The sequence below is a fragment of the Mesorhizobium sp. WSM4989 genome (genome assembly GCF_029625795.1).
In the GTDB taxonomy this organism is placed as follows: domain Bacteria; phylum Pseudomonadota; class Alphaproteobacteria; order Rhizobiales; family Rhizobiaceae; genus Mesorhizobium.
This window is the reverse complement of record NZ_JARTVN010000002.1, coordinates 380,764-405,597: the sequence shown is the minus strand read 5'-3', so window position 1 is coordinate 405,597 and position 24,834 is coordinate 380,764. Positions and strand designations below refer to the sequence as shown.

Sequence of the window (24,834 nt, the reverse complement as noted above, 5' to 3'; positions counted from 1 at the left end):
GCCATGGCTTCGGCGGCCCTTTTCGATCTCCTGCCCGATTTCGGTTCGCGCGCCCCGCGCGCCGGCCAGGCACCGTCAGCGCCTGACATCGAGCGCAAGCCAGACATATCGCCACCGCAGGCCGACATCGGCGCGCTGATCGCCGAGGCGGTGGCCGATGCGGAAGCAGCACTCGGGGCGCGGCTCGCGGCCGCCCACGAGGCGGCCCTCGAGGCCGAACGCCAGGCCAATGACGATGCGGCAAAGGCGTTCCTCAAAAGCTTCGGCGGCGATCTGGGGGCGGCGGTCGCGACACGGATCGATGCCATGGAAGCGCGCGTGGCCGAGCTCACCGCCGCCACCGTCGCCCGCATCATCGGCGGCGTGGTCAGCGATGATCTGCAGGAGCGCTCGATCGAAGCTCTTGCCCGTACCGTAAGCGCCGCGATTGCCGACAGTGAGGCGGTGCGTATCGGCGTGCGCGGGCCGCTGTCGCTGTTCGAGCCGCTGAAGGCGTCGCTCGGAGATCGCGCGGCCAATCTCGATTTCACCGAGGCCGCCGGCTTCGACCTGACCGTGACCATCGATGAAACCGTCTTCGAGACGCGCATCGCCGAATGGTCGGCTTCCCTGTCGGAGGTCCTATCATGAGCGCCATCGACCACGGCGAGGCCAGGCACGAGATCATCATCGTCAAGCGGAACCACGACGGTCATGACGACGGCCATCATGGCGGCGTCTGGAAGATCGCCTTTGCCGACTTCATGACCGCCATGATGTGCTTCTTTCTCGTCATGTGGCTGATCAACGCCGCCAACGAGCAGACCAAGGCGGCGGTCGCCAGCTATTTCAACCCGGTCGAGCTGATCGATCGCAATTCCAGCCGCAAGGGCCTGGAAGACCTTGGCGACGGCCCGAGCAAGGTTGGCCTCACCGCCGACAATCCGCAGGATGGCGCGAGCAAGGCCGGCGAGGACGGCAAGGGCGGCGCCGGCTCCTCCGACCGCAGGCAGACGAAGGAGGCCTCGCAGAAATCCGATCTCTCCGACGAGCATCTGTTTGCCGATCCCTATGCCGTGCTGTCGGAGATCGCCACCGATACCGGCGTGATGCAGAATGTCAGCGCCAAGGGTGAAGGCGGCGCTCAGAACGCCGGTCCGGCGACCGGCGCTTCCGGCGGCGAATCCTATCGCGATCCTTTCGCGCCGGACTTCTGGTCGCAGCAGGTTGCGACACCCGGCGCCGAGGCCAGCGCCGAACGCAGGAGGATCGAAGGCGATCCGGCCAGGCCCGGCGAGAAGGTCGCCGAGACCGATGTTCCGAAAGTCAAGGCCGCTCCGCCGGCACCGCCGCAGTTGGATGCGCCGCTCGAGCCGTTGGCCACGCCGGAAAAACCCGGTGCCAAGGTGGTCGCCGGATCGAACGGTGACACGAAAGTCGGGAAGTCCGAAGGCAAGGCGGTCAAGGGCGAGAAAGCCCAAGCTGAAAAGGCAGAAGCCGAAAAGGCGGAGGCCGCTGCTACCGATGCTGCGATGCCGGGAGCCGCAGGGGCCGAAGCGGCGACGGCCGAGCCGGCAAAGGCGGAGCCGAAGCAAGCCTCCGAAAAGGGAGAGAATGTCCCGAGCAGCGCCGCCCTCAAGGCGGCCGCCGAAATCAAGCAGGAACTGGCCAAGGCTTTTGCGCCCGGTGAAAAGCTGGCCGAGGGCGTCTCCGTCGAGGCAACCGGCAAGGGCGTCGTCATCTCGATCACCGATCAGCTCGACTTCGGCATGTTCGAGATCGGCTCGGCCGTGCCGCGCCGCGAGATGGTGCTGGCGATGGAGAAGATCGGCCGCATCGTCAACGAGAAGAAGGGCACCATCACCATCGGCGGCCATACCGATGCGCGGCCGTTCCGCAGCGACGCCTACGACAACTGGCGGCTGTCCACCGCCCGCGCCCACTCCGCCTATTACATGCTGGTGCGCGGCGGCGTCGACGAAAGCCGCATCACCGAGGTCGCGGGCTTCGCCGACCGCCAGCCCAAGATCGCGTCCGATCCGCTGGCCGCCGCCAACCGCCGCATCGAGATCCTGATGGCGACCGGCGGATGAGGGTCAGAACCGCCATCGGCCGCGCAGTCGGGCTGCTGCTGCTCGCCGCAGGATCGCCCGCTGCCGCTTTTGCACAGGATGACGGCCTGCAGCCTTACCAGCTGGTGCGCTCGCTGCAGTTGGTCCAGGACCGCATCGCCGGAGGCGATCATGCGGCGCTGCCGATGCAGGCCAAGCTGCTGGAAATGACCGATGCGAGGCTTCGCGCCGCCGATGCCGGCGATTTCAAGGACCCGAAGAATTTCCGCGCTCTGCTCGTCTATGGCATGAGCGGCGGCAATCCCGTCACTGTCAAGGCGGCAGCTTCGCGCGCGGCGACCGACCCGCAAAGCCTCGCCATCGCCAAAGGGGTCGTCGCCTATCTCAACGGCAGGCCGGCCGCGGCAATCGAAATCCTGAAGCCGATCGACCCGATGAGCGTGCCCGCCGACCTCGGCGCCCTCCTGGCGTTGGTCAAGGGCTCGCTGCTTGCGACCGATGAACCCGCAACGGCGCTGACCCTGCTGGACGAGGCCCGCCTGCTCAGCCCCGGCACACTGGTCGAGGAGGCAGCGCTTCGCCGCTCGGTCGGCCTCGCAGCGACACAAGGCGACGCCGCGCGCTTCGCGCTTGCCTCGACGCAATATGTCGCCGGCTATCTCTATTCCCCCTATGCCAGCCAGTTCGCCGATTCCTTCGTCTCCGGTGTGATTGCGCTGCACATGTCGATCAGCCAAGACAAGCTCGCAGACATCACCTCGATGATGGACCCCGAGCGCGAGAAGGTGATTTATCTGCGCATCGCGCGCCGCGCCGCGATCGACGGGCTGAGCGACCTCTCCGCCTTCGCCTCGGCCCGGGTCGAGCAGGGCCGCAACGGCAAAGGCAATCAGGACGACCCGCGCGCAGTGCTCTATTCGAGTCTCTCCACGGTGACATCGGCCACGATCGACGATGTGCGCGCGAGGCTCGGCACGATTGATCGCGGCAAGCTTTCGGAGAGCGACCGCGCTTTGCTCGATGCGGCACAGGCCATTGCCGGCGAGGTCGTCGCTCCCGTGCGTGCGGCCGTCATGAATGAGACGGAGGCCGCGGGTCCGGCAAAGAGCGATGCCGCGAAACCCGCTGAAACCGAGGCTGCGAGCCAGGCCGACTCCGAAGGGTTGCCGCCGGTGGAGGGCGCGATGGCCGAGCAGCCGGCCCCGGTGAAGCCGGCGGACGCGCCGGCCGCAGCGTCCGCGCCGCCGGCTCCGCCGACGACGGCTCAGGCCGCGGCCGAGGCTCAAGCCTCCGCTCCTGCGCAGCCCGAAACGCCATCCGTGCCGCCTGCATCCACGCCGGCGGCCGCAGCAAGCCTCGATCCGCACGATCCCACCGATGCCGCGATGCTCAAAGCGCGCCGCCAGCTCGACCAGATCGACCAGCTACTCGGAGCCGCTCCCAAATGACCAGCGCCCAAATGAACAGCGTGAGCCAGGCCACGCCGGGACTTGCATCCGCCCACGTCCAATCGCGGCAGCATCCTGCCGACGGCAAGGAACCTGGCTCGAATTTTGGCGAGATGGTGCATGACGCCGAAAAATCGGCCCGGCAGGGCAAGCAGCCGGCCGAACCTGTGTCTTCCGATGGCGATCCGACGCGGCGCGCCCTCGCCGGTTCGCCCAAGCCACGACCCGATCAGGATGGCCAGAACAAGACTGCCGCCCCGAAGCCAGCGGCCGCAAAGGCCGCGAAGAATGGCGCCGAGACTGACCACTCAAAGGCCACGGACGATGTCGATGCGGCGGCGCAATCGTCAGATAGCGCTCCGCTTAAGGACGGTTTGCCCCTGCTAATCGCGCTGGGCGACATCCGCCACTTCGCAACGTCGACAAATGCCGAGCGCGGTGGATCTTCTGTCGAGGGAGAGGCAGGAACCCAGCCCTCGATCGGCCAGGCCGCGTCTTCGCAGCTGGCGATCCGTCAAGGCAAACGCATGTTGGCCGACGCTTCCGAAGGCAGCGAGCCGTTGCCGCGATCCGGTCGCGCGACGATGGCGACCGAGAAGCCCGGGCCCGATTTCGGACAGAAACCGGCCGGCGCTGGTCCGGGCCCGGACATGTCAATCCGCAAGGACGACATCCTGTCTGGAACGCAAGGAGCCGCAACCGACGCAACGACGCCGCAAGGCTGGCGTCCGGCGGCCGCCCAGAAGACCGCGCAAACGGCGCAAGCCCTCGCATCGAACAATCAAGCCAAGCCATCCTCCGCCGCCGGCCGCCTGGATGTGGTCAGCCAGCAGAGCTTCCCCGCGCCGGCCCAAAACGCCTTCGGCCAGACGGTATCGGCGCTGGCCGAGGCGATCGCCTCGGACAGCGGCGTTCAGCAGGCCTACTCGAGCGGCCCGATCGGCTCGCACGCGACCAACTCTGTTGCCGTTTCGACACATGTCCTGAAGATCGAACTCCACCCGGCTGACCTCGGCACGGTCACCGCCAGCCTGCGTCTTTCCGGAGAGCAACTTTCGATCGAGATGAAGCCGGAAACGCACGAGGCGTACCGCCGGCTGACCGCCGACAGCGACGCCATCGTCAAGTCGCTCCGCAGTCTTGGTTTCGACGTCGATCACGTCACCATCATGCAACCCTCGATAGCGGTCCATTCGGCCGGTCGCGTCGAAGCGAGCGGCGCGCCGCCGATGTCCACGGGCCGCGAACAGCCTTCGTTCCAGCCCGGGAACTCGGGCGGCAACAGCGCCGGCGGCGATCGGCAACCGGGAAGGAACAACGGCAATGGCGCACAGGAATTCGGCCGCGCTGCTTCGCCTCTTCGCGAGCGCGCTGGCGACGATATCTATATCTAGTCTGGCCGCGACCGTCGCCAAAGCCGCGCCCAATCCTTGCGAGCCGGAAATCCTGCGCGCCGCCGATCGCTATGGCGTGCCGGCCGGTATCCTTTACGCGGTCGGCCTGACCGAAACGGGAAAGAAGGGCAGCCTTCAGCCCAATGCTTTGAATGTAGAAGGAAAGGCTGTTTTTCCGCGCAGCAGGGGCGAAGCGCTGGCGACGTTCGAGAATGCCCGCCGCGAGGGCAAGACGCTGATCGATCTCGGCTGCATGCAGATCAATCATCGCTATCATGGCGCGCAGTTCCGCAGCGTCGAGGACATGCTAGACCCGCACCAGAACGTCGACTACGCCGCGCGCTTCCTGGCGAGCCTCCACGCGCGCCACATGACTTGGTCGATGGCCGTCGCCCGCTATCATGCCGGCCCCGACAACGACCCGGCGCAGAAGGTCTATGTCTGCCGCGTCATCGCCAACATGGTCGCCACCGGCTTCGGCAAATGGACGCCGAACGCCAGCGCGTTCTGCAACCAATAGTTGCACAAGATATGCCCTTTAGTCCGCCGCGAGGGGGTTCACAGCGGCAGCCGGCAGCCCTCTATCCAGTGCCGCGAATTGACCCTTCACGGCCGGCTTTATTACGGCTCCCAAAAAAACTCCCAAGAAAATAGCTACAAGAAATGACGGTTTTTCAGGATTCACCGCACCGGATACCGCTTTCCGCACGGGGCAAGTGAGATGATTCGGAGGGCGGGCCGATGATCGTGATCGTTGATGAGCGCGAGCTCGTAACTGAGGGCTACAGCTCACTTTTCGATCGCGAGGGCGTCGCCACCGCCGGCTTCGCGCCAGGCGAGTTCGGCGAGTGGGTGAACTCTGCCGCCGACACGGATTTAAGATCGGTCAGGGCTTTCCTTATCGGCGACTGCCGCGAGGGCGCCATCTCGCCGCGCCAGATCCGCGACCGCACCGGGGCGCCGGTGATCGCGCTCAGTGAACAGCACTCGCTGGAACACACGCTCAGGCTCTTCGAGAGCGGCGTCGACGACGTCGTCCGCAAGCCCGTGCACATCCGCGAGATCCTCGCCCGCATCACCGCCATCCGCCGCCGCGCCCGCGAAGAGGCCGCCTACACCGAGGTCGGCTCGATGCGCATCTTCATGGATGGGCGCGACCCGGAGATCGACGGCGAGCCGCTGCCGCTGCCGCGTCGCGAGCGGCGCATCCTGGAGTATTTGGCCAGCAATCGCGGCCGGCGCGTGACCAAGACGCAGGTGTTCAACGCCATCTACGGCATCTTCGACGAGGAGGTCGAGGAGAACGTGGTGGAGAGCCACATCTCGAAGCTGCGCAAGAAATTGCGTGAGAAGCTCGGCCACGACCCGATCGATTCCAAGAGGTTCCTCGGCTACCGGCTAGTGTTTTGATGGTCGTCGCCGGCACATCCCGCGCCAGCCTCGCGCAAGACACGAGGCTTAGTTTTGTAGCCTCTCAGAAAGGCACCGAGGAGATGTATCGATGAGCCTCTACGGAATGATGCGCACCGGCGTCTCCGGTATGAACGCCCAGGCCAACCGCTTGTCCACGGTGGCCGACAACATCGCGAATTCCGACACCACCGGCTACAAGCGCTCCTCCGCCGAATTCTCGACGCTGATCATGCCCAGCACCGGCGGCGCCTATAATTCGGGTGGCGTCACGACGACGATCCGCTCGGCCGTCAGCTCGCAGGGTGTTCTGCAATACACCACTTCGGTCTCCGACCTCGCCGTCAACGGCGACGGCTTCTTCGTCGTGCAGGACCCGAGCGGAACGCCCTATCTCACCCGCGCCGGCGCCTTCGTTCCGGACGCTCAAGGACGCCTCGTCAACGCCGCCGGCTACCAGCTGATGGCCTACAGCTACGCCAACGGCGATCCGGCCGCGACCGCCAACGGCTTCGAAGGCCTCGTGCCGGTGCAGATTTCCGATCAGGAGATGACGGCGACGCCGAGCACGGAAGGGACATTCACCGGCAACCTGCCGGCTGGCGCCACCGCTGTCACCGCCGGCAACCTACCCACCGACAACAGCACCTCGTCACAATACACGTCGAAATCGTCGCTGGTCGCCTACGACAATCTCGGCAACAAGGTGTTGCTCGACGTCTATTTCACCAACACCGGCACCGGCACCTGGCAGGTCTCGGTGTTCGATCAGTCGAAGGCCACGGCCGGCACGTCGTTCCCCTATGCGGGCGGCGCGCTGGGTTCGGCCAATCTCACCTTCGACACCACCACCGGCAAGCTCACCGGCGCGACTACCGGCGTGTCCTTCACGGTGCCGAACGGGTCGACTCTCAACCTCGACCTCTCCAAGCTGACGCAACTCGGAACCGGCTTCACGGTCTCCGACGCCAACGTCAACGGCAATGCGCCGAGCACGATCGAAAAGATCCAGATCAGCCAGGACGGCGTCATCTACGCCCAATTCGAGGATGGCTCCACCAAGCCGCTCTACAAGATCCCGCTGGCCGACGTTCAGAGCCCCGACAACCTCACCGCGATGCCGGGCAACGTCTATGTGCAGAGCGCGGACTCAGGCGCTGTTCGCATCGGCTTTGCCAATGAAGGAAAGCTTGGCTCGGTTGTCTCGGGCGCGCTCGAAAATTCCAATGTCGATATCGCCGAGGAACTGACCAACATGATTGCGGCGCAGCGCAGCTACACCGCCAACTCGAAGGTCTTCCAGACCGGTTCCGACCTGATGGACGTCCTGGTCAACCTGAAGAGATAACCCCATCGGGCGCCAGCCCGTGAAAGACCCGCATGTCGCTTTCCACCGCATTAAGCATCGCCCAGTCGGCGCTCCTGGCCACATCCAAGCAAACCAGCGTCGTGTCGCGCAATGTGGCCGACGCGTCCAACCCGGACTATGCCCGTCGCGTCGCCGTCGTCACCAGCACGGCGCCCGGCGCGCGATCGGTGGAGATACAGCGCGCCGCCAATGATCTTCTGTTCCGGCAGAACCTTTCCGCGCTGTCGGCATGGAGCGGCCAGAGCGCGCTTTACAGCGGCATGGATCAGCTCGACCTATCGGTTAATGGTGTCGACAATGCATCGTCTGCGTCGACCGCGATCGGCAATCTGCAGCAGGCGCTGCAGCTCTACGCCACCACGCCGTCGAACCAGAATCTCGGCGCCAGCGTCATCGACGCGGCCAAGCAGGTGGTGAGCTCGCTGAACGACGGCACCACGGCGATCCAGGATTTCCGCACCCAGACGGACGGCCAGATCGCCACCGCCGTCGACGACCTCAACTCGCTGCTCAGCCAGTTCCAGGACGCCAACAAGGCCGTCATCGCCGGCACGCGCTCCGGCACGGATGTGTCGGACGCGCTCGACCAGCGGGACGCGCTTCTCAAGAAGATCGCCGAATATGTCCCGGTCTCGACCTTCACGCGCGGCGACAACGACATGGTCATCACCACCAAGGACGGCACGACGCTGTTCGAGACGGTGCCGCGGTCGGTGACCTTCACGCCCTCGGCCGGCTACACCGCCGGCACGCCCGGCAACACGATCTATATCGACAATGTGCCGCTTTCTGCAGGCACCGGCGACAATACCAGCGCCGACGGCAAGCTTGCCGGCATGCTGAAGCTGCGCGACGGCGTTGCCGCGACCATGCAGAGCCAGCTCGACGAGATCGCGCGCGGCCTGATCACGGCATTTGCCGAGACCGCGCCGTCTCAGCCCAACGCCGCAGGCCTGTTCACCTGGTCCGGCGCGCCGGCTATTCCCGCTGCCGGCACCCTGGTCGACGGCCTCGCCGGCTCGATCAGCGTCAACGCCGCGTTTGACCCGAGCGCCGGCGGCAGCGCGACGCTGCTGCGCGACGGCGGCGCCAACGGCGCGGCCTATGTTTCCAACACCGGCGGCGGCGCCTCCTATTCTGACCTGCTGATCGCCTACGGCAACAGGCTCGACCAGCCGATGGCCTTCGACACCTCCGCCGGCATCACGGTCAGCTCCGGCGTCTCGGATTACGCGGCCAACACCATCGGCTGGTTCGAAGGCGTGCGCCAGCAGGCGTCGACCAACGCCGACGCGAAGGAAGCGCTGTCCACTCGCACCGCCGAAGCGCTGTCGAACGATACCGGCGTCAATGTCGACCAGGAAATGTCCCTGCTTCTCGACCTCGAGCATACCTATCAGGCGTCGGCGCGCATGATGAAGACCGTCGACGACATGCTGGACGCCTTGTTGGGCGCGGTGGGGTAGTCCATGAAAGCGACAGCCGTCTCCTCAGCCGCCATCTCCAACGCCCTGCGCTATCAGCAGATGCGCATGCAGGCCGATCTCGTCAAGGCGACCACCGAATCCCAGACCGGCAAGGTAGCGGATGTCGGCCTGGCGCTCGGCGGGCGCACGACACAGGCCGTCACCTTCCAGCGCGATCTCGACCGGTTGAACGGCATCGTCGATTCGAACTCGCTGGTCGCCGCGCGTCTGACTTCGACACAGGATTCGCTGGGTCAGCTCTCCGATGTCGCGCAGGATCTGCTGACGGCGCTGACCAGCGCCGTATCGGGCGACTCCTCGACCAGCATCACCCAGACCGCCGGCGCCACGGCGCTGCAGCAGATGACGGGCATCCTCAACACCAGCGTCAACGGCGAATACCTGTTTGCCGGGACCAACACCGACGTCAAGCCGATCGACGACTTCAGCGCCGCCGGCTCGCCCGCCAAGGCGGCGTTCGACGCCGCCTTCACCAGCTATTTCGGCTTCACCCAGAACGACCCCGCGGCCGCCAACATCACCGCCGCCCAGATGGACGACTTCATCACCACCGCGGTCGAGCCGCAGTTCCTGGGCTCCGGCTGGCAGGCCAACTGGTCGAACGCCACCGACGACCAGATCACCAGCCGCATTTCATTGAACGAGACCACGCAGACATCGGTCAGCGCCAACGAGCAAGGCATCCGCAAGCTCGCCATGGCGGCCACCATGGTCGGCACGCTCTTTGCCGGCAACATCAGCGAGGCCGGGCAGAATACGATCGTCAGTCGCGCGCAAAAGCTGGTCGGCGAGGCCATCGGCGGCATCGTTCAGGTGCAGTCCGAAGCCGGCCTCGCCCAGAAGCGCGTGTCCGACGCCAGCGATCGCATGAAGACCCAGGTCGATCTGTTCGAGAAGCACATCATCGACCTCGAAGGCGTCGATCCCTCGGAGGCCGCCACCCGCGTGGCCGACCTGACGCAGCATATCGAAACGTCCTTCGCCTTGACCGCGCGACTGCAGCAACTGAGCCTGTTGAACTATCTCACCTGACACTCTCACCGGAACGCCAGAGCTCCGACGATGTATCAATTCTCCTACGCCGACATCCAGACCGACTCCGTCGCCGACGCCAAGGACCGGGAGCGGCAGTTGCTCACCCGATCGATCGACATGTTGTCCACGGCTGCTTCCGTTGGGCCGGAGTCGATTGAGGCGGTCGAGGCGCTGCACTTCACCAACCGCATCTGGACCACCTTCGTCGAGGATCTCGGCTCCAGCGACAATGCGCTGCCCAAGGAACTGCGCGCCAATCTGATCTCGATCGGCCTGTGGCTGCTGCGCGAAACGGAAGACATCCGGCAGGGCCGCACCAACAATTTCGAAGGATTGATCGAGGTCTCCCAGATCATCCGAGACGGCATCCAATGAGCAACACGCTGAAGATCTCGCTGAAGCCGAACGAGAAGATCTACATCAACGGCGCCGTCATCCGGGTCGACCGCAAGGTCACGATCGAGCTGATGAACGACGTTCAGTTCCTGCTCGAAAGCCACGTCATCCAGGCCGAGCAGGCCTCGACGCCGCTCAGGCAGCTCTATTTCATCGTGCAGATCATGCTGATCAACCCGCCGGGCGCCTCCGAGGCCCGCGACATGTTCCGCCGCTCGCTGCCGATGCTGATCGCAAGCTTCGACAATCAGGAAATCTGCAGCGCGCTGAAGCAGATCGACCGCATGGTCGGCGAGGATCATATCTACGAGGCGCTGAAGGCGATCCGCGCGCTCTATCCGCTCGAGCGCCAAGCGCTTGGCGGCAATGACGACATTCCGGAAGCGCCGCGCGCGCTGGCTGTGGGAGCATAAAGATGGCCGTGGACATGACAACGACGATCCCGGTTGGCGCCACCCAGGCCAGCAGCCAGCAGACCTCGAAGACGGCGGTCGACTACCAGTCGTTCCTGAAGCTTCTGATCGCCGAGATGAAGAACCAGGATCCGACCAAGCCGATGGATTCGACGGAATATGTCGCGCAGCTCGCGACCTTCTCGCAGGTCGAGCAATCGGTGCAGACCAACAGCAAGCTCGACCAGATCATGCAATCCTCGGCGCTGTCGCAGGCGGACGCGCTGATCGGCCGTTCGATCACCGCCGCCGACGGCAAGACAACAGGGACCGTGGCTTCGGTGAAGCTCGCAAGCAGCGGCCTGATCGCGGTGCTGCAGGACGGCACCGAGGTCCCTGTCGGCGCGGGCGTATCGATCAAGCCGGCCGCCTAGAGTTTCGCATAGGGTCTGCCCATGAACGAGGCCGACGCCCTCGATATCGTGCAATATGCGGTGTGGACGGTGCTTACCGCCTCCGCGCCGGTGGTGCTCGTGGCTATGGCCGTCGGTATCGGCATCGCGCTTATCCAGGCGCTGACGCAGATTCAGGAAATCACCCTCACTTTCGTGCCCAAGATCGTCGCCATCATGCTGGTCGTGGCGCTGACCGGCCCGTTCATCGGCAGCCAGATCTCGGCCTTCACCAACGTCATCTTCGAACGCATCGAGCACGGCTTCTGACCTGGGGCTGCGGGCATCCCGCCCGCGCGGACCGGCAAAAGTTTGGTCCACACCGGCAAGATGCTTGGCCTAAAGCTTCGCCGACGCATTTTCGCCTTTGCCTTCCTGTTGTTGGACCGGGATGCTTTGGCGAGTCGCCCGCGCGATGATGGCGCCGGGCGAGCGCAAGACAGCAAGATGAAGGCGGGACAGCGACCATGATCGACGACGAGCCGGAAAGCGAACGCGTCTCGGCGCTGGCGCCGTTCCGGCACGGCATCTTCCGTGCCGTCTGGTCGGCGAGCCTTGTGTCGAATTTCGGCGGCTTGATCCAGGGCGTGGGCGCCGCCTGGATGATGACGACGATCGCCACCTCATCCTACCAAGTGGCGCTGGTGCAGGCCTCGACCACCTTGCCGATCATGCTGTTCGCGCTTGTTGCCGGCGCCATTGCCGACAGCTTCAACCGCCGCAAGGTCATGCTGGTGGCGCAGAGTTTCATGCTGGTGGTCTCGGCACTGCTCACCGTATTCACCTGGTTCGGCTGGATGACGCCGTGGACGCTGCTTGCCTTCACCTTCCTGATCGACAGCGGCACGGCGCTGAACAGCCCGTCATGGCAGGCGTCGGTTGGCGACATGGTGCCGCGCGCCAAGGTGCCGGCGGCGATCGCGCTCAACTCGATGGGCTTCAACATCACGCGCAGCGTCGGCCCGGCGATCGGCGGCATCATCGTCGCCGCCGCGGGGGCGGCGGCGGCCTTCGCCGCCAACGCCATCAGCTATATCGGCCTGATCGTCGTGCTTTTCCGCTGGAAGCCGGAAGTGCCCGCGCCGACCCTGCCGCGGGAATCGCTCGGCGCCGCGATGGGAGCCGGCCTGCGCTATGTCGCCATGTCGCCGAACATCGGCAAGGTGCTGGCGAGAGGCTTCGCCTTCGGCTTCAGCGCCGGCGCGGTGCTGGCGCTGCTGCCCCTGGTGGCGCGCGATGTCGTCAAGGGCGACGCGCTGACCTACGGCATCATGCTTGGCGCCTTCGGTATCGGCGCGGTCGGCGGTGCGCTGATCAGCGTGAGGCTCAGACAATTGCTCTCCAGCGAAACGATGGTGCGCGCCGCCTTCGCCGGTTTCGCGCTTTGCGCCTTCAACGCCGCCGTCAGCGACAATGCCTGGCAGACGTCGGCGGGCCTGCTCATCGGCGGTGCCTGCTGGGTGATCGCGCTCTCGCATTTCAACGTCACGGTGCAGATGTCGACGCCGCGCTGGGTGGTCGGGCGCGTGCTGTCGATCTACCAGACAGCAACCTTCGGCGGCATTGCGCTGGGCAGCTGGATCTGGGGCGTCGTCGCCGACGCCCATGGCGCGGAGACTGCATTGATGGTTGCCGCTGTCACCATGCTCGTCGGTGGCGGCATCGGCCTGATCCTGCCGCTGCCGCAGCACACCGCTCTCAACCTCGATCCGCTCAACCGGTTCAAGGAGCCTATGCTGGCGCTCGATTTGAAGCCGCGCAGCGGCCCGATCGCCATCATGATCGAATACATCATTCGCGAGGAGAACGTGCCGGAATTCCTCGCAACCATGGCCGAGCGTGGCCGCATCCGCCGCCGCGACGGCGCCCGCAACTGGACGCTCGCCCGCGATCTCGAAAATCCGGGCATCTGGATCGAGCACTACCACACGCCGACCTGGGTCGAGTATATCCGCCACAACCGGCGTGCCACCCATGCCGACGCCGTTGTCGGCGAGCGCATCCGCGCGCTGCACAGCGGCGAGAACCCGCCGCGTGTGCGCCGCATGATCGAACGCCCGACCACCGCCGGCACGGCGCTGGTCTCGCCCAAGGGGCCGATCGATCACTAACCCGCGTCTTGTGGCCCGGAATATCTAGTTCCGATCAGCCAGCGCTGTGGATCATATATAGTTTGCGCGTCGTCTCATGAATCAGCCACTCGCCCTTCCAGCCCTTCGGCAGGACGAGCAGATCGCCAGGCCCCAGCTCACGCATCTCGCCGTCGGCACGGCTCACTTCCACGCGACCGGAGATGATGTGGCAGATCTCGGATGAACCCGAGCGGTCGGCGGTGAAGCGGCCGGGCGTGCATTCCCAGATGCCGATATCGACGGTCCCATCCGGCGATTGGAAGAACGAGCGCACCGCTTCGACCTGATCGCCTTCGATCGAGGTCGGCTTGGGTGAAAAGGCGCCGATATCGGCCGTGGCGAGGTCGCGGAAGGTCGAAAGGTCGATCAAGATAGGCTCCAGTGTCAAAAGCAATTTCAGGAAAGTGTGCAATGGTTTTCCGTCCGGAATTGCGCGAAAACAAAGAGTTAGAGCGGTTCGGCGAACGCCGAACCGCCTCAGTGGCCTGTGATGCTGTCGGCCAGGGCGGCCAATTTCGAGGTGACATTGAGCCCGGCGGCCTCGCGTTGGTCGGCGATGCGGTAGAGCTGGTACATCGAGTGGACGCCGAGCCAGCGGAACGGTTCCGGCTCCCAGGGTCTGACCTTGCGGTTGACCCACGGCAGGCGCGTAAGCTCCGTGTCCTGGCCGAGGATCAGATCGGCAAGCGTGCGCCCCGAGAGGTTTGAGCTCGACACGCCCAGCCCGACATAACCGCCGGCCCAGCCGATGCGCGTCCTGGGGTCGAGGCCGACCGTCGTGCACCAGTCGCGCGGCACGCCGAGCACGCCGCACCAGGCGTGGTCGATGCGGCACCCGGCCGTCTGCGGCAACAGCGTCGTCAGCATCGTGTGCAGCTGGTCGATCGTCGCCTGCTGCGTCCGACCGTTGACGTCGGTGCGCGAGCCATAGCGGTAGGGCACGCCGCGTCCGCCCATGGTGATACGGCCCTCGCGCGTACGCTGGGCGTAGCAATAGGCGTGCGCCGCATTGCCGAGCAGCTCATGCCCCTCCCAGCCGATCTCGCGCCAGAGTTCTTGTGGCAGCGGCTCGGTGACGATCTGCGCGCTGTTCAGCGCCAGCCATGTCCGCTCTTCCCCGGGAATGCCGGCCGTGAACCCCTCCGTCGCGCGAATTATCGTTTCCGCCCGCACCGTGCCGCGGTCGGTGGCCACCCTGCCCTTGGCGATCGACGTCACGGTCGTCTTTTCGTAGATCGGCACGCCGAGCCGCTCGACCGCTTCCGCCAGCCCGCGCACCAGCTTGGCCGGCTGCACCCGCGCCTGGCCGTGGATGACGAAGCTGCCCATGACATTCGCGATATTGATGCGCGCGCGTGTGGCTGCAGCGTCGAGCAATTCGATGCGCTCGGGGTCGGCGTCCCAGGAGCGGATCGTCTCGCACGCCTCGCGCACACGTTGGAGCTGTGCGGCATTGGTGGCGACCGTCAGATTGTCGGCACGGCGGATGTCGGCGTCGATGTCTTCGGCCGTCGCCACCCGGATCACCTCGTCGACACAGCCCGCCATCGCTGCCTGCATGGCGCTGACAGCTTGCCGGGTCGAGGTCTTTAGATATTTTTCGCGCGACCAGCCGAAGCCGCCCGAAAGCCAGCCGCCATTGCGCCCCGAGGCACCGAAGCCGGCGAATTCGCGTTCGAGCAGGACTATGCGAAGCGAGGGCTTCGCCTTCTTCAGATAATAGGCGGTCCAGAGCCCGGTGTAGCCGGCGCCGACGATCGCAACATCGGCTTCGATGTCGCCGGGCAAGGGCGGACGCGGGCTTGGGACCGCGCCCAGATCCGCATACCAGAACGAGATGTCGCCGTTGCGCTTGACTTGCATGGGATGGCTTCCAGGAGACCGGAGAGAGGGATCAGGTGAGCGTCGTGTCTGCCGTGCTGTCGTCGGGCAGAAGCTTGGCGTCGGCGCCGTCAAAGCAGAGTTCCACGTTCTCGCCGAGGGCGAAATTCTCGCCCGTCAGCGGCGACCGCACGATCGCGGTCGAGCCGTCGCCGAGCTTCACTTCGTATTTCGATCCCGAGCCAAGATAGATCGCCTCGGCGATCGTTCCCGCCAGGCGGTTCTTGCCGTCGGCTTGCCCCGGCCGGCGAATGGCAAGTTTCTCGGGCCGCAGCAGCATCACCGGGCTGACTTCTCCGGCAAGCCGTCGCGGCGCGGCGACCGTCTCGCCGGCAATGGTCAGCGCAGTGCCGGTGCCGTCACTTCTGGCTTCGCCGCGCAGCACCGTGGAGTCGCCGATGAAGCGGCCGACGAACAGCGTTGCCGGCTCGTCATAGAGCTGCCGTCCGGTGCCCACCTGCTCGATCCGGCCACGGTTGAATACGGCGATGCGATCCGACAGCACCAGCGCCTCCTCCTGGTCGTGCGTGACATAGACGAAGGTGGTGCCGAGCTCGCGATGGATGCGCTTGATCTCGAGCTGCAGCCATTCGCGCAGCTTCTTGTCGAGCGCGCCGAGCGGCTCGTCCATGAGGAGCAGCGGCGGGTCGAAGACGATGGCCCGCGCCAGCGCCACGCGCTGCTGCTGGCCGCCCGACAATTCGCTCGGATAGCGATGCGCGAAGTCGCCCATCTTGACCATGTCGAGCGCCTTGGCCACGCGCCGCTTCCGATCGTCCTGCCCAACGCCGCGCAGCGTCAGCGGATAGGCGACGTTGCGGCCAACCGTCATATGCGGGAACAATGCGTAGTGCTGAAAGACGACGCCGATGTTGCGCTTGTGCGCCGGCACGCCGACGACGCTTTGTCCTCCGACCAGCAGCTTGCCGCTCGACACATCCGTGAAACCGGCGATCACATTGAGCGTCGTCGTCTTGCCGGAGCCGCTCGGCCCAAGCAGCGTCATGAACTCGCCGGGCTCGATCCTGAGCGACACGCCGTCCAGCGCCTTGAACGCGCCATAGGCCTTGGTGACGAATTCGAGGTCGATCGCCGCGCCGCGATTGTCCGGTCTTGGGTTCATAGGCGTCCCTTCCGCTCGCGGCCAAGAAGAAGCATGCCGCCGCCGATCAGGATCGTCGTGGCGCACAAAAGGATCGTACCGACGGCAGCGACGGTCGGGTCGGCGTCGCGCGTGATCGAGGAGAAGATCTGCACCGGCAGCGTCTTCAGATAGGGGTTGGTGATGAACAGCGAGACGATGATCTCGTCGAAGGACGTCGCGAAGGCGAACAGCAGGCCCGACAGGATGCCGGGCAGGATCAGCGGCAGCGTCACCGTCCGGAACGTGGTGAGCGCGCCGGCGCCGAGGCTCGCCGCAGCCGTCTCCAGCCGCCTGTCGAACACTTCGAGATTGGCCGACACGGCGATCAGCACGAAGGGCAGCGCCAGGATGGTGTGGGCGAGCACGAAGCCGGGCAGCGTGCCGACGAGTCGCGCATCGAGATAGACGGCATAGATGCCGATGGCCAGCACCACGCCCGGCACAACCATCGGCGTCAGCATCAGCATCCGCAGCAGATTGGCAGGCCGCGCCTTCATACGGTCGAGGCCGAAGGCGGCCAGCGTGCCGAGCACCGTTGCCAGCACCGCCACGATCGAGGCGACCTTCAGGGAATTGAGGAAGCTGGTCGACCATTCTGGATTCGTGACGAAATTCTCGTACCACTGCCAGGAGAAGCCTTGCGGTGGGAAGGAGAGCGACTTGTTGCCGTTGAACGACATCGGCACGACGACCAGCGTCGGCGCCACCAGCCAGATCGCCACCAGCAGGCAGACAAGGCCAAGAACGACACGGGTGAGCGGCTTCATTTCCATCAGCGCCGCCCCGCTTCCCGGTGCCGCGACCGCATCACCGGCGCTGCAAGCGCCAGCAACAGGAAGGTCGTGACCAGCAGCACCACGCCCATCGCGCCGCCGCGTCCCCATTGCAGCAGGCTGAGCACCTGGGTCTGCACCAGTGTCGACAGCATCGTCGAGCGCGGCCCGCCGAGCAGTGCCGGCGTGATGTAGAAGCCCAGCGCCAGGATGAAGACGATGATTGCGCCGGCATAGACGCCCGGCAGCGACAGCGGCAGGTAGACTGTGAAGAAAGCGCGGGACGGCCGGGCGCCAAGGCTTCGCGCCGCCTGCACCAGCCTGAGGTCGATGCCTTTCATCACCGAATAAAGCGGCAGGATCATGAAGGGCAAAAGCACCTGCGCCATGCCGATCACCACGCCCGTCTGGGTGCGGATCAGCCGGATGCCCGCGAAGCCGGCTGATCTCAGCAACGAGTTGATGACGCCGGAATCCTGCAGCAGGATCACCCAGGAGAGTGTGCGCACCACGCCGCTCACCCAGAAGGGGATGAGTACGCAAAGCACCAGGACGAGCCGCACGCGCGGACCGACCGCGGTCATGAGGTAAGCATAAGGATAAGCGCAAACCACGCAGACCAGAGTGACCCATGCCGAGATGGTGAAGGTGCGCTGGAGCACCGCGAGATTGACGGGCGCGCCGAAGAACCAGGCATAGTTCTGCACGCCCCATTCCGGCTCCGAGAGGCTGCGCAGCACGATGGTGAGCAGCGGATAGCCGATCACCGCGGCGAGCAGGATCATGGCCGGCAGCGTGAGCGCGAACGGTCGCCAGGCCCATCCTGCCCGCTTTTCGGCAGTCTGGATCGTCGGTTCGAGCGCGCTCACGGATCTTGCCTCCGTCAGCTCAGTTGCCGGCCATCAGCGCGGACCACTTCTCCTGCGCGACCGGGAAGTTCTCGACCCAGAACTTGATGTTCTGCTTGTAGCCTTGCTTCTGGCGCTCGGGCGTGTTGGTCAGGAAAGCTGCGACCGACTCGTCAACCTTCGGCTTCGCATCGTTGTTGATCGGCGTGTAGGAGGTCTGCTGCGTGAGAATCTCCTGCGCCTGCTTGCCGAGATAGGCATTCAGCAGCGCATAGGCGGCATCCGTATCCTTGACACCGACGGGGATCGTCATCTGGTCCATCACCACCAGCCAGTCCTGCCAGGCGGGCGCGTATTTGGCACCATTCTTGACCGCCGTCATGGCGCGGCCGGTCCACATCATCAGCATGTCGGCTTCACCGGACTCCGCGAGCTGCTGCGATTCAGCGCCCGTCTTCCAGTAGATCGTGTCCGGGCCGAGCTTGCGAATCACGTCGAGGGCCTTGTCGATATCGGCAGCGGTCATCGCCTTCGGATCGCCGCCCGCCACCTTGAAGGCCTGTTCGAGCAGGCCACCGGTCGGATCGCCGGATCCGTCCAGGGCACGCACGCCGGGGAACTTTTCGGTGTCGAAGAAGTCAGCCCAGTTCTTGGGCGGGTTATCTTTGTACTTCTCCTTATTGTACATCAGCACGACGCCGTAGTTCATCGCCGGAACCGAGCACTCGCCGACCTGTCCTTCGGGTATCTTCGAGACGTCGAGCTTCGAGAGATCGAGCTTCTGGAACAGCTTTCCGCAATGGACGTAAGGCGGCAGATCGCCGGTATCGACCACGTCCCAGGTGACGTTGCCGGATTCGACCTGGGCCTGCAGCTTGGCGATCTCGGTCGGCCCGTCATTGAGCAGCTTGACGCCGGACTTCTCGACGAACTCCTTCAGCGCCGCCACCTGGCCATCCTGATAGATGCCGCCATAGGAGACGAAGGTCAGGGTCTTGCCCTTGAGCGAGCCTTCCTTCACCTCGCCCGCGACAGGCTTTTCCTGTGCGAAGGCGGTGGTTGTCAGCATTCCGAGCGCCAGCACGGCGCCAAGACCTGCAAGTTTCGACTTCAACATAACTCTGACTCTCCCATTATGCCCGCGTTTAATCGGACTACCTGGCCGCGAGCGGTTTCCAGGGCTTGTATTGATCGAGCTCGGCGCGTGCCGAGGTCGGCGGTGCGATGATCCACATCACCTCGGCCCGACCACTGCCGATGTTCTCGCTGCGATGTGGTGTCGATGTCGCGTATTCGATGCTGTCGCCTTCTTCGAGGACGTGGCGGGCGTCGCCAAGAGAGACCTCGACGACACCGCGAAGGACGATCAGCATCTCCTGCGCGTCGCCATGCGTGTAAAGCGCGGAGCCGGTCGAGCCGCCGATATCGAACTCGCCGACATAGACCTCCATGTCGCTCAGCGGCGGGCGGGAAAGCAGCATCTTACGGCAGCCGTTGCTGGGCGGAAGGCTTGGCCGCTCGCTGCGCCGGAGCACGCCATGGTTCTGTGTCGCGCTTTCCTCGAACAGCATCGCGACGCTCACGCCCAACGCCGAAGCCATCTGGTTGAGCGAGGCAGTACTGGCGCCGGTCAGCCCGCGTTCAAGCTGGCTGATGAAGCTGGCGCTCGTCCCGGTCGCTTCCGCGAGGTCGCGCAATGACAGGCGGCGAGCGAGGCGCAGGGCCTTGAGCCGCACGCCCAGCACCTGCTGCGCATGAGCTGCAGCCGTGCCGGCACCGTTCGCCGCCGGAGCCTGGCCGTCCTCCGAAGCCTCGCGCATCCCGTTTTCCTCCACTTAACACCTTGTACAGTACCACTGTACAGCTGGCAATAGGGGGCGGATGCCATTTCCACGGTCCCATCGCGGGGAACGGAAGCCGATCAAAAAATTAAGCATTCAACGGCAGTATCGAATGTCGGCCGGCAAGATGTCGTACAGCAAGGACCATTGTCGGTCAGCTGAGCGGGAAGGGATCGCGATATGTCATCCTGGCTAAGAAAAGGACCGTTGATGCTCATGCGCAGCCTGCTGATGCTGGCTGTCTTGGCGATCGGCACTCTGACTGCAGGGGCGTTGGAACCGGCCAGCTATCCGGAGCCGCCAGACTCCGTAGCTTTCACCGTTCAGAAGGACGGCAAGCAGATCCCGCTCACGCTGCGGCAGTTGGAAAAGCTCGGCCTCTATAAGGTCATCACCACAAGTCCTTTCGAGCAAGGGCAATTGACGTTTGAAGGCGTCCTGTTCCGAGACGTGCTCAAGTCCGTGGGATTGGCGGATAGGGATTCCGTCACTCTAAGGGCCGCGGACGATTACGTGCAGGTGATTCCGCACGAGGATTGGACGGAAGGTCCTCTGCTTCTCGCGACGCGCCAGGACGGGGAGTTGCTCACCCGACGAACACAAGGTCCGACCCGCTTGGTCTATCCTCTCAAGGACTTCCCCGCCTTCGACACGCCGATCCGCAAACCGCGATGGATTTGGCTGATCAAGACGATCGAGTCCGACAACTGACCGGCTGGTAGGCCTCCATGGTGGGATCTCGACTGAGAGGCTGGCGAATTCCGCTTACCTATGGCAGTGCCATAGGGCTGGCGGCGATCGGTTCCGCAATCCTCATCGTCATGCTGTTTGTCAGTATCAGCAAGATCGAGTCTTCGCTGCCCCGGTTCGGATTCTTCGCCATCCGCGAATTCCATATTGCCATACGCGACGTGACCCACCTGAGGGATATGATCTCGCTCGCTGAGGTCGCGCCCAACTCTCAGGCGAGCCTCGATCATCTGGCCGCTGCAAACGACCTGGTCTACATCCGCTTCACGCGGATCGACGGCGGCGAAACGATCAGCGCAATTCCCGCATATGCAGGCATCGTGCCGCGCGTGAACGACGCGGTAACGCGGCTCGACGCCGTAATCGCGGCGGGACTCCCGTTCGGTCAGCAGCGCTTGAAGGAACTGGGTCTGGAACTCGAGCAGATCGTCGGCCGGATGAACGACGAGTACTACAAATACGGCGAGGGCGTTAACGCCGATCTCTATGCGTCGGAAGTCAGCCTGAATCGGTTCAACTATCAGATAGCCTTTGCTTTGACGATCCTGTCGCTGCTGGCAATCGGGACGGCGGTTCTGTTCATCGGGCGCCGGGAAACGATAAAGAAGCTGGAATTTCTCGCCTGGCGCGATGCGACCACCGGACTGAAGAATCGTGCCTGGATGGCAGCCAACAGGGACGCCATGCTGGACCGGGCGAGGGAGACCGGTAGGCAGCTTCAGCTGCTCCTGATCGATCTCGACCATTTCAAGAGCGTGAACGACACCTTCGGCCATCACGTCGGCGATCTGCTGCTGAAGGCGGTTGCCGAGGTCCTTCAGTCGGTCGAGCGGCCCGGCGACGTAGCCGCCGTGCGATTGGGCGGCGACGAATTCGCCATCATGGCTATTGCCGATCGGAATGATCATGACAATTTGGGGCAACGTCTGCGCGAACGGCTGAACAGGTTCGCAGAGTTGGAGGGCCATCAGGTGCGCATTGGCGCCAGCATCGGCATGGCATGTTTCCCTCAGCACGGTTCCGACATTTCCACGTTGCTGCACAGTGCCGATAACGCTCTCTACACGGCAAAGGCTGAAGGGCGGTCCGGTTTCGTGACGTTTTCGCCCGCGATCCTCAGTCAGATCGACATGCAGCTCGGTGAAGAAGCGGCCATCAAGCGGGCCCTCAATTGCGACGAGTTCTTCCTGGTCTGGCAATCCCAGTTCGAGCTGGCGACCGGCCGCATGATCGGGGCCGAGGCGCTGGTCCGCTGGCACGACCCGGTCTCGGGAGCGGTTCGTGCGCCGGCATCGTTCATTCCGATCGCGGAACGAAGTGAGCTGATACTGGAACTCGACAAGATGGTTCTGGGCAAGGCTTGCGAGCAAGCCGCCCGATGGATGCCTATTTCCACCGAAGAGTTCATCTGCTCGGTCAACGTCTCCGGAAGAAGCCTCCAGACCGATGCCTATCTGACGCATCTCACCGAGACGCTGCGGCAAACGGGGTTGCTTCCATCGCGTCTGCAGTTGGAGATCACTGAAGGGATATTCATGCAGAACAGCCGCAATGCCCTGGAGAGTATCGGCAAGATTAGAAACCTCGGAGTGAGCCTGGCACTCGACGATTTTGGGTCAGGTTATGCGAGCTTCGGATACCTTGCCGATTTCGACTTGAACCAATTGAAGATCGATCGCTCGTTCCTCAGCGATCTGGCTTCCTCCACGAAGAAACAGAACGTGGTCCGAGGCATCATCGCGCTGGCCAATTCGCTAGGCCTGACCGTTGTTGCGGAAGGGGTGGAGAACGAAGCCCAACTCGACTTCCTGATCCACGAACACTGTCACGGCGCACAAGGGTTCTTTATGTCGGAGCCTGTTGAGGCAAGGTTGATGACCAACTATCTCGTCGCAAGGCAGGGTGGCGCCAAAACAGATGGAAAAGCTCGAGCCGAGTCTCTTCGCTTGGGCCCATCCATGCTGCGGAAAGTCGCCAAGCAGGGCCGCAAGACCGCCGATTAAATCAGGGCTCAGCCCTCGCCGGAAAGATCCCTCCGCGCCTTGTCCAGCTCCTCGGCGTAGCGCCGCATCAGATGGCTTTCAGTGAGCAGGCCAAGCACGATGCGGTCGTCGAAATCCTCAACGACCGCTAGCTCTTCAGCGCCGGCGCGCTGAAAGGTCTCGGCGGCGGACTGGACGTTCATCGACGGCACCAGCACCGCATCCTTGAACTGCGCGAGCGCCTGCACCGGAGTCTCGCCGTCTGAGAGGTCGCTGTGCAGTTCGGCCACGAGCAGCACGCCGACATAGTGCCGGCCCCCTTCGACGGCGATGACGCGCTGCGCCGAGCCGAGCGGGATCTCCTTGCGGAACTCGGCCAAGGTAATCGAAGCATCGATAGTACGGACGTCCTTGCGCATCATCGACCCGACATTGAGGCTGCGCATCCAGCCGACGTCGTGGGCGCTGCGGATCGTCTCGCCGCGCAGATGGAAGCGCCAGGTCGAGAAGGAGTAGCCGAAGGTCTCGCGGACCAGGATGGCCGACATGATCGACGCTGCCAGCACCACGCCGGTGAGCGTCAGGTCCCGCGTCGATTCCAGCGCGAGGAAAGTCATGGTCAGCGGGCCGCCGACGACACCTACGGCAAGCGAGGTCATGCCGACGACAGCGGCGACCGCCGGATCGAGCGCGGTTGAGGGCGCGGCCATCGCCATGACGCCGGCAAAGACCTTGCCGAGCAGCGCCCCCAGGAACAGCGAGGCGAAGAACAGACCGCCGCGGAAACCGGAGCCGAGCGAGATCGCCGAGGCAGCAAGCTTCAGCACGAAGACGCTAGCCACCACGGGAAGCGCGTAGTTCATGGCGAACTCGCGGTGCAGCGCGCCGTGTCCGCTGGACAGCACCTGCGGCGTGACCAGCCCGAGCAGCCCGACAACGATGCCGCCGATGAAGGGTCTGACGGAAGCGTCGATCGCCAGCCGCACAAAGACGCGCTCGATAAGGCTCACCAGATGCATGATCGCGATGGACGCCGCCCCGCCGAGCAGTCCCAGCAGCAGGAACGGCACATACTGGCTGGCGGTCAGCGTCGGCAGGCCGGAAAGTTCGAGCGGAAACGGCACGCCGCCGAACATCTCAGCCGTCAGCGAGGCGGCGATCGCCGCCGTCATGACCGGCGCCACATTGGCCACCGAGTAGATGCCGATGACCAGTTCGAAGCCGTAGAAGGCACCCGTCAACGGCGCGTCGAAGGCGGCAGCGATCGCGCCGGCGGCGCCGCAGCCGACCAGGATGCGGACGTCGTTGCGGCGCAGCCGGAAGGCGCGCGCCAGCCGCGAGGCGATGCCGGAACCAACCTGCGTATAACCGGCTTCCAGACCGACCGAGGCGCCGAAGCCGCTGGAGATCATGGTCTGGCCGACAATGATGAACGTATCGGTGAGCGACATGCGCCCACCGTAGAGCGCGTTGGCTTCGATCGGGTCGACAGGCGTTCTGAACTTCCGCCTTCTCAGCCAGATCACCGAAAGGCCGAGCAGCAGTCCCCCGATCGCCGGAAACATCGCCTGCACCGGACTGGCCAGCGAAAACATCGCTGAAAGACGCCCGCCCGGCTGCACGTCAAAGAGCAGGAAGTGCATGGCTTGCACCAGCGCGCTCATGCCGGTGACCAGGGCGCCCGCGATCATGCCGACCATCCCCGCCATCAGCACAATGACGATGCCGCGCGCCTCGAGCACGGGAATGGAATTGATCAGCACCGCCCGAAGCCGGCGGGCGTAGACTTGCGGTTCGTTTATGGCAGGCAACGGAGCGGCTCGCCGGCATGCGGAGGATGGATGCTGCCGCGCCTGATACGCCCGACGGCATGGAGTGGCAACCGCAATGCCGACCCCTTGTGGCGCCATTTTGGCGTTGCGTCGATTAGCGACGGTTGGGCCGGCTACCCTCGCTGCGAGAACGGGAAAATGTCACTGATCGAAGATGGTCAGCGGCCCGCAATCGTCCCTCGCGACGAAGGTCGCCAGCAGCTCCGCCGGCTCCATT

The 24,834-nt window shown here is 64.5% G+C and carries 24 protein-coding genes; 16 read left to right on the top strand and 8 right to left on the bottom strand.

Translation table 11 applies throughout. From position 1 onward, the window contains the following. Positions 1–3: 3 nt before the first annotated feature. From P9217_RS14685 to P9217_RS14620, 14 genes are all read left to right on the top strand, one after another. Positions 4–630: a hypothetical protein gene (locus tag P9217_RS14685; protein ID WP_127241319.1), complete on the top strand. Its 627-nt coding sequence runs from the start codon at positions 4–6 to the stop codon at positions 628–630. Beyond that, entirely contained in the window at positions 627–2,072 is a 1,446-nt protein-coding gene (locus tag P9217_RS14680) for a MotB family protein (protein WP_278087132.1), read from the top strand. Before P9217_RS14685 ends, P9217_RS14680 begins: the two co-directional genes overlap by 4 nt. Continuing rightward, positions 2,069–3,499 carry a chemotaxis protein MotC gene (locus tag P9217_RS14675; protein WP_278087131.1) on the top strand — a complete coding sequence of 477 codons (1,431 nt, stop codon included), beginning with the start codon at positions 2,069–2,071 and terminating at the stop codon, positions 3,497–3,499. Before P9217_RS14680 ends, P9217_RS14675 begins: the two co-directional genes overlap by 4 nt. Continuing rightward, on the top strand, positions 3,496–4,893 hold the full coding sequence (locus P9217_RS14670) for a flagellar hook-length control protein FliK (RefSeq protein WP_278087130.1): 1,398 nt from the start codon (positions 3,496–3,498) through the stop codon (positions 4,891–4,893). Before P9217_RS14675 ends, P9217_RS14670 begins: the two co-directional genes overlap by 4 nt. Then, positions 4,823–5,413, top strand: a complete 591-nt coding sequence (locus P9217_RS14665) for a transglycosylase SLT domain-containing protein (RefSeq protein WP_278087129.1) — start codon at positions 4,823–4,825, stop codon at positions 5,411–5,413. The genes P9217_RS14670 and P9217_RS14665 overlap by 71 nt, the downstream gene beginning before the upstream one ends. A 221-nt stretch (positions 5,414–5,634) precedes the next feature. Beyond that, positions 5,635–6,303 carry a response regulator transcription factor gene (locus P9217_RS14660; RefSeq protein WP_067002421.1) on the top strand — a complete coding sequence of 223 codons (669 nt, stop codon included), beginning with the start codon at positions 5,635–5,637 and terminating at the stop codon, positions 6,301–6,303. A gap of 91 nt (positions 6,304–6,394) precedes the next feature. Continuing rightward, entirely contained in the window at positions 6,395–7,651 is a 1,257-nt protein-coding gene (locus P9217_RS14655) for a flagellar hook protein FlgE (RefSeq protein ID WP_067002423.1), read from the top strand. A 32-nt stretch (positions 7,652–7,683) separates the two neighbouring features. Then, positions 7,684–9,138 (top strand): flagellar hook-associated protein FlgK, encoded by a 1,455-nt coding sequence (flgK, locus tag P9217_RS14650; RefSeq protein ID WP_095823398.1) that lies wholly within the window; start codon positions 7,684–7,686, stop codon positions 9,136–9,138. A 3-nt stretch (positions 9,139–9,141) separates the two neighbouring features. After that, a complete protein-coding gene (locus P9217_RS14645) occupies positions 9,142–10,191 on the top strand; it encodes a flagellar hook-associated family protein (RefSeq protein WP_278087128.1) in 1,050 nt (349 codons plus the stop codon). A 30-nt stretch (positions 10,192–10,221) separates the two neighbouring features. Beyond that, positions 10,222–10,569, top strand: coding sequence for a flagellar biosynthesis regulator FlaF (gene flaF / locus P9217_RS14640; RefSeq protein WP_067002429.1), 348 nt, complete (start codon positions 10,222–10,224; stop codon positions 10,567–10,569). Beyond that, the gene (gene flbT, locus P9217_RS14635; protein ID WP_095800447.1) at positions 10,566–11,003 is read left to right on the top strand and encodes a flagellar biosynthesis repressor FlbT; all 438 of its coding nucleotides are present in this window, start codon (positions 10,566–10,568) and stop codon (positions 11,001–11,003) included. The genes flaF and flbT overlap by 4 nt, the downstream gene beginning before the upstream one ends. A gap of 2 nt (positions 11,004–11,005) precedes the next feature. Next, positions 11,006–11,416 carry a flagellar hook assembly protein FlgD gene (flgD, locus tag P9217_RS14630; protein ID WP_067326039.1) on the top strand — a complete coding sequence of 137 codons (411 nt, stop codon included), beginning with the start codon at positions 11,006–11,008 and terminating at the stop codon, positions 11,414–11,416. A 21-nt stretch (positions 11,417–11,437) separates the two neighbouring features. Further along, complete coding sequence (fliQ, locus tag P9217_RS14625) at positions 11,438–11,704, top strand: flagellar biosynthesis protein FliQ (RefSeq protein WP_027165133.1); 267 nt, start codon at positions 11,438–11,440, stop codon at positions 11,702–11,704. Positions 11,705–11,901: 197 nt separating this feature from the next. Beyond that, positions 11,902–13,545 carry an MFS transporter gene (locus P9217_RS14620; RefSeq protein ID WP_278087127.1) on the top strand — a complete coding sequence of 548 codons (1,644 nt, stop codon included), beginning with the start codon at positions 11,902–11,904 and terminating at the stop codon, positions 13,543–13,545. 34 nt (positions 13,546–13,579) lie between these two features. On the opposite strand, the gene P9217_RS14615 is transcribed toward P9217_RS14620, so the two are convergent. The 7 genes from P9217_RS14615 to P9217_RS14585 form a co-directional block, all read right to left on the bottom strand. After that, complete coding sequence (locus P9217_RS14615; protein ID WP_067326033.1) at positions 13,580–13,936, bottom strand: cupin domain-containing protein; 357 nt, start codon at positions 13,934–13,936, stop codon at positions 13,580–13,582. Between the two features lie 107 nt (positions 13,937–14,043). Next, entirely contained in the window at positions 14,044–15,429 is a 1,386-nt protein-coding gene (locus P9217_RS14610) for an FAD-binding oxidoreductase (RefSeq protein WP_278087126.1), read from the bottom strand. Between the two features lie 31 nt (positions 15,430–15,460). Beyond that, the gene (locus P9217_RS14605; protein WP_095800450.1) at positions 15,461–16,570 is read right to left on the bottom strand and encodes an ABC transporter ATP-binding protein; all 1,110 of its coding nucleotides are present in this window, start codon (positions 16,568–16,570) and stop codon (positions 15,461–15,463) included. Next, positions 16,567–17,364: an ABC transporter permease gene (locus tag P9217_RS14600; RefSeq protein ID WP_095800451.1), complete on the bottom strand. Its 798-nt coding sequence runs from the start codon at positions 17,362–17,364 to the stop codon at positions 16,567–16,569. Before P9217_RS14600 ends, P9217_RS14605 begins: the two co-directional genes overlap by 4 nt. Continuing rightward, positions 17,364–18,233, bottom strand: coding sequence for an ABC transporter permease (locus P9217_RS14595; protein WP_095800452.1), 870 nt, complete (start codon positions 18,231–18,233; stop codon positions 17,364–17,366). The genes P9217_RS14600 and P9217_RS14595 overlap by 1 nt, the downstream gene beginning before the upstream one ends. A gap of 19 nt (positions 18,234–18,252) precedes the next feature. Further along, a complete protein-coding gene (locus P9217_RS14590; RefSeq protein ID WP_095781142.1) occupies positions 18,253–19,329 on the bottom strand; it encodes an extracellular solute-binding protein in 1,077 nt (358 codons plus the stop codon). A gap of 37 nt (positions 19,330–19,366) precedes the next feature. Next, a complete protein-coding gene (locus P9217_RS14585; protein WP_095777362.1) occupies positions 19,367–20,032 on the bottom strand; it encodes an XRE family transcriptional regulator in 666 nt (221 codons plus the stop codon). A gap of 231 nt (positions 20,033–20,263) precedes the next feature. Between P9217_RS14585 and P9217_RS14580 the strand changes: the two genes are divergently transcribed. Together P9217_RS14580 and P9217_RS14575 are read left to right on the top strand one after the other, a co-directional pair. Next, positions 20,264–20,764, top strand: a complete 501-nt coding sequence (locus P9217_RS14580) for a molybdopterin-dependent oxidoreductase (protein ID WP_164750432.1) — start codon at positions 20,264–20,266, stop codon at positions 20,762–20,764. Between the two features lie 17 nt (positions 20,765–20,781). Further along, a complete protein-coding gene (locus P9217_RS14575; RefSeq protein ID WP_278087125.1) occupies positions 20,782–22,806 on the top strand; it encodes a bifunctional diguanylate cyclase/phosphodiesterase in 2,025 nt (674 codons plus the stop codon). Positions 22,807–22,814: 8 nt separating this feature from the next. On the opposite strand, the gene P9217_RS14570 is transcribed toward P9217_RS14575, so the two are convergent. Further along, on the bottom strand, positions 22,815–24,596 hold the full coding sequence (locus P9217_RS14570) for a chloride channel protein (RefSeq protein WP_067326009.1): 1,782 nt from the start codon (positions 24,594–24,596) through the stop codon (positions 22,815–22,817). Positions 24,597–24,834 lie beyond the last annotated feature (238 nt).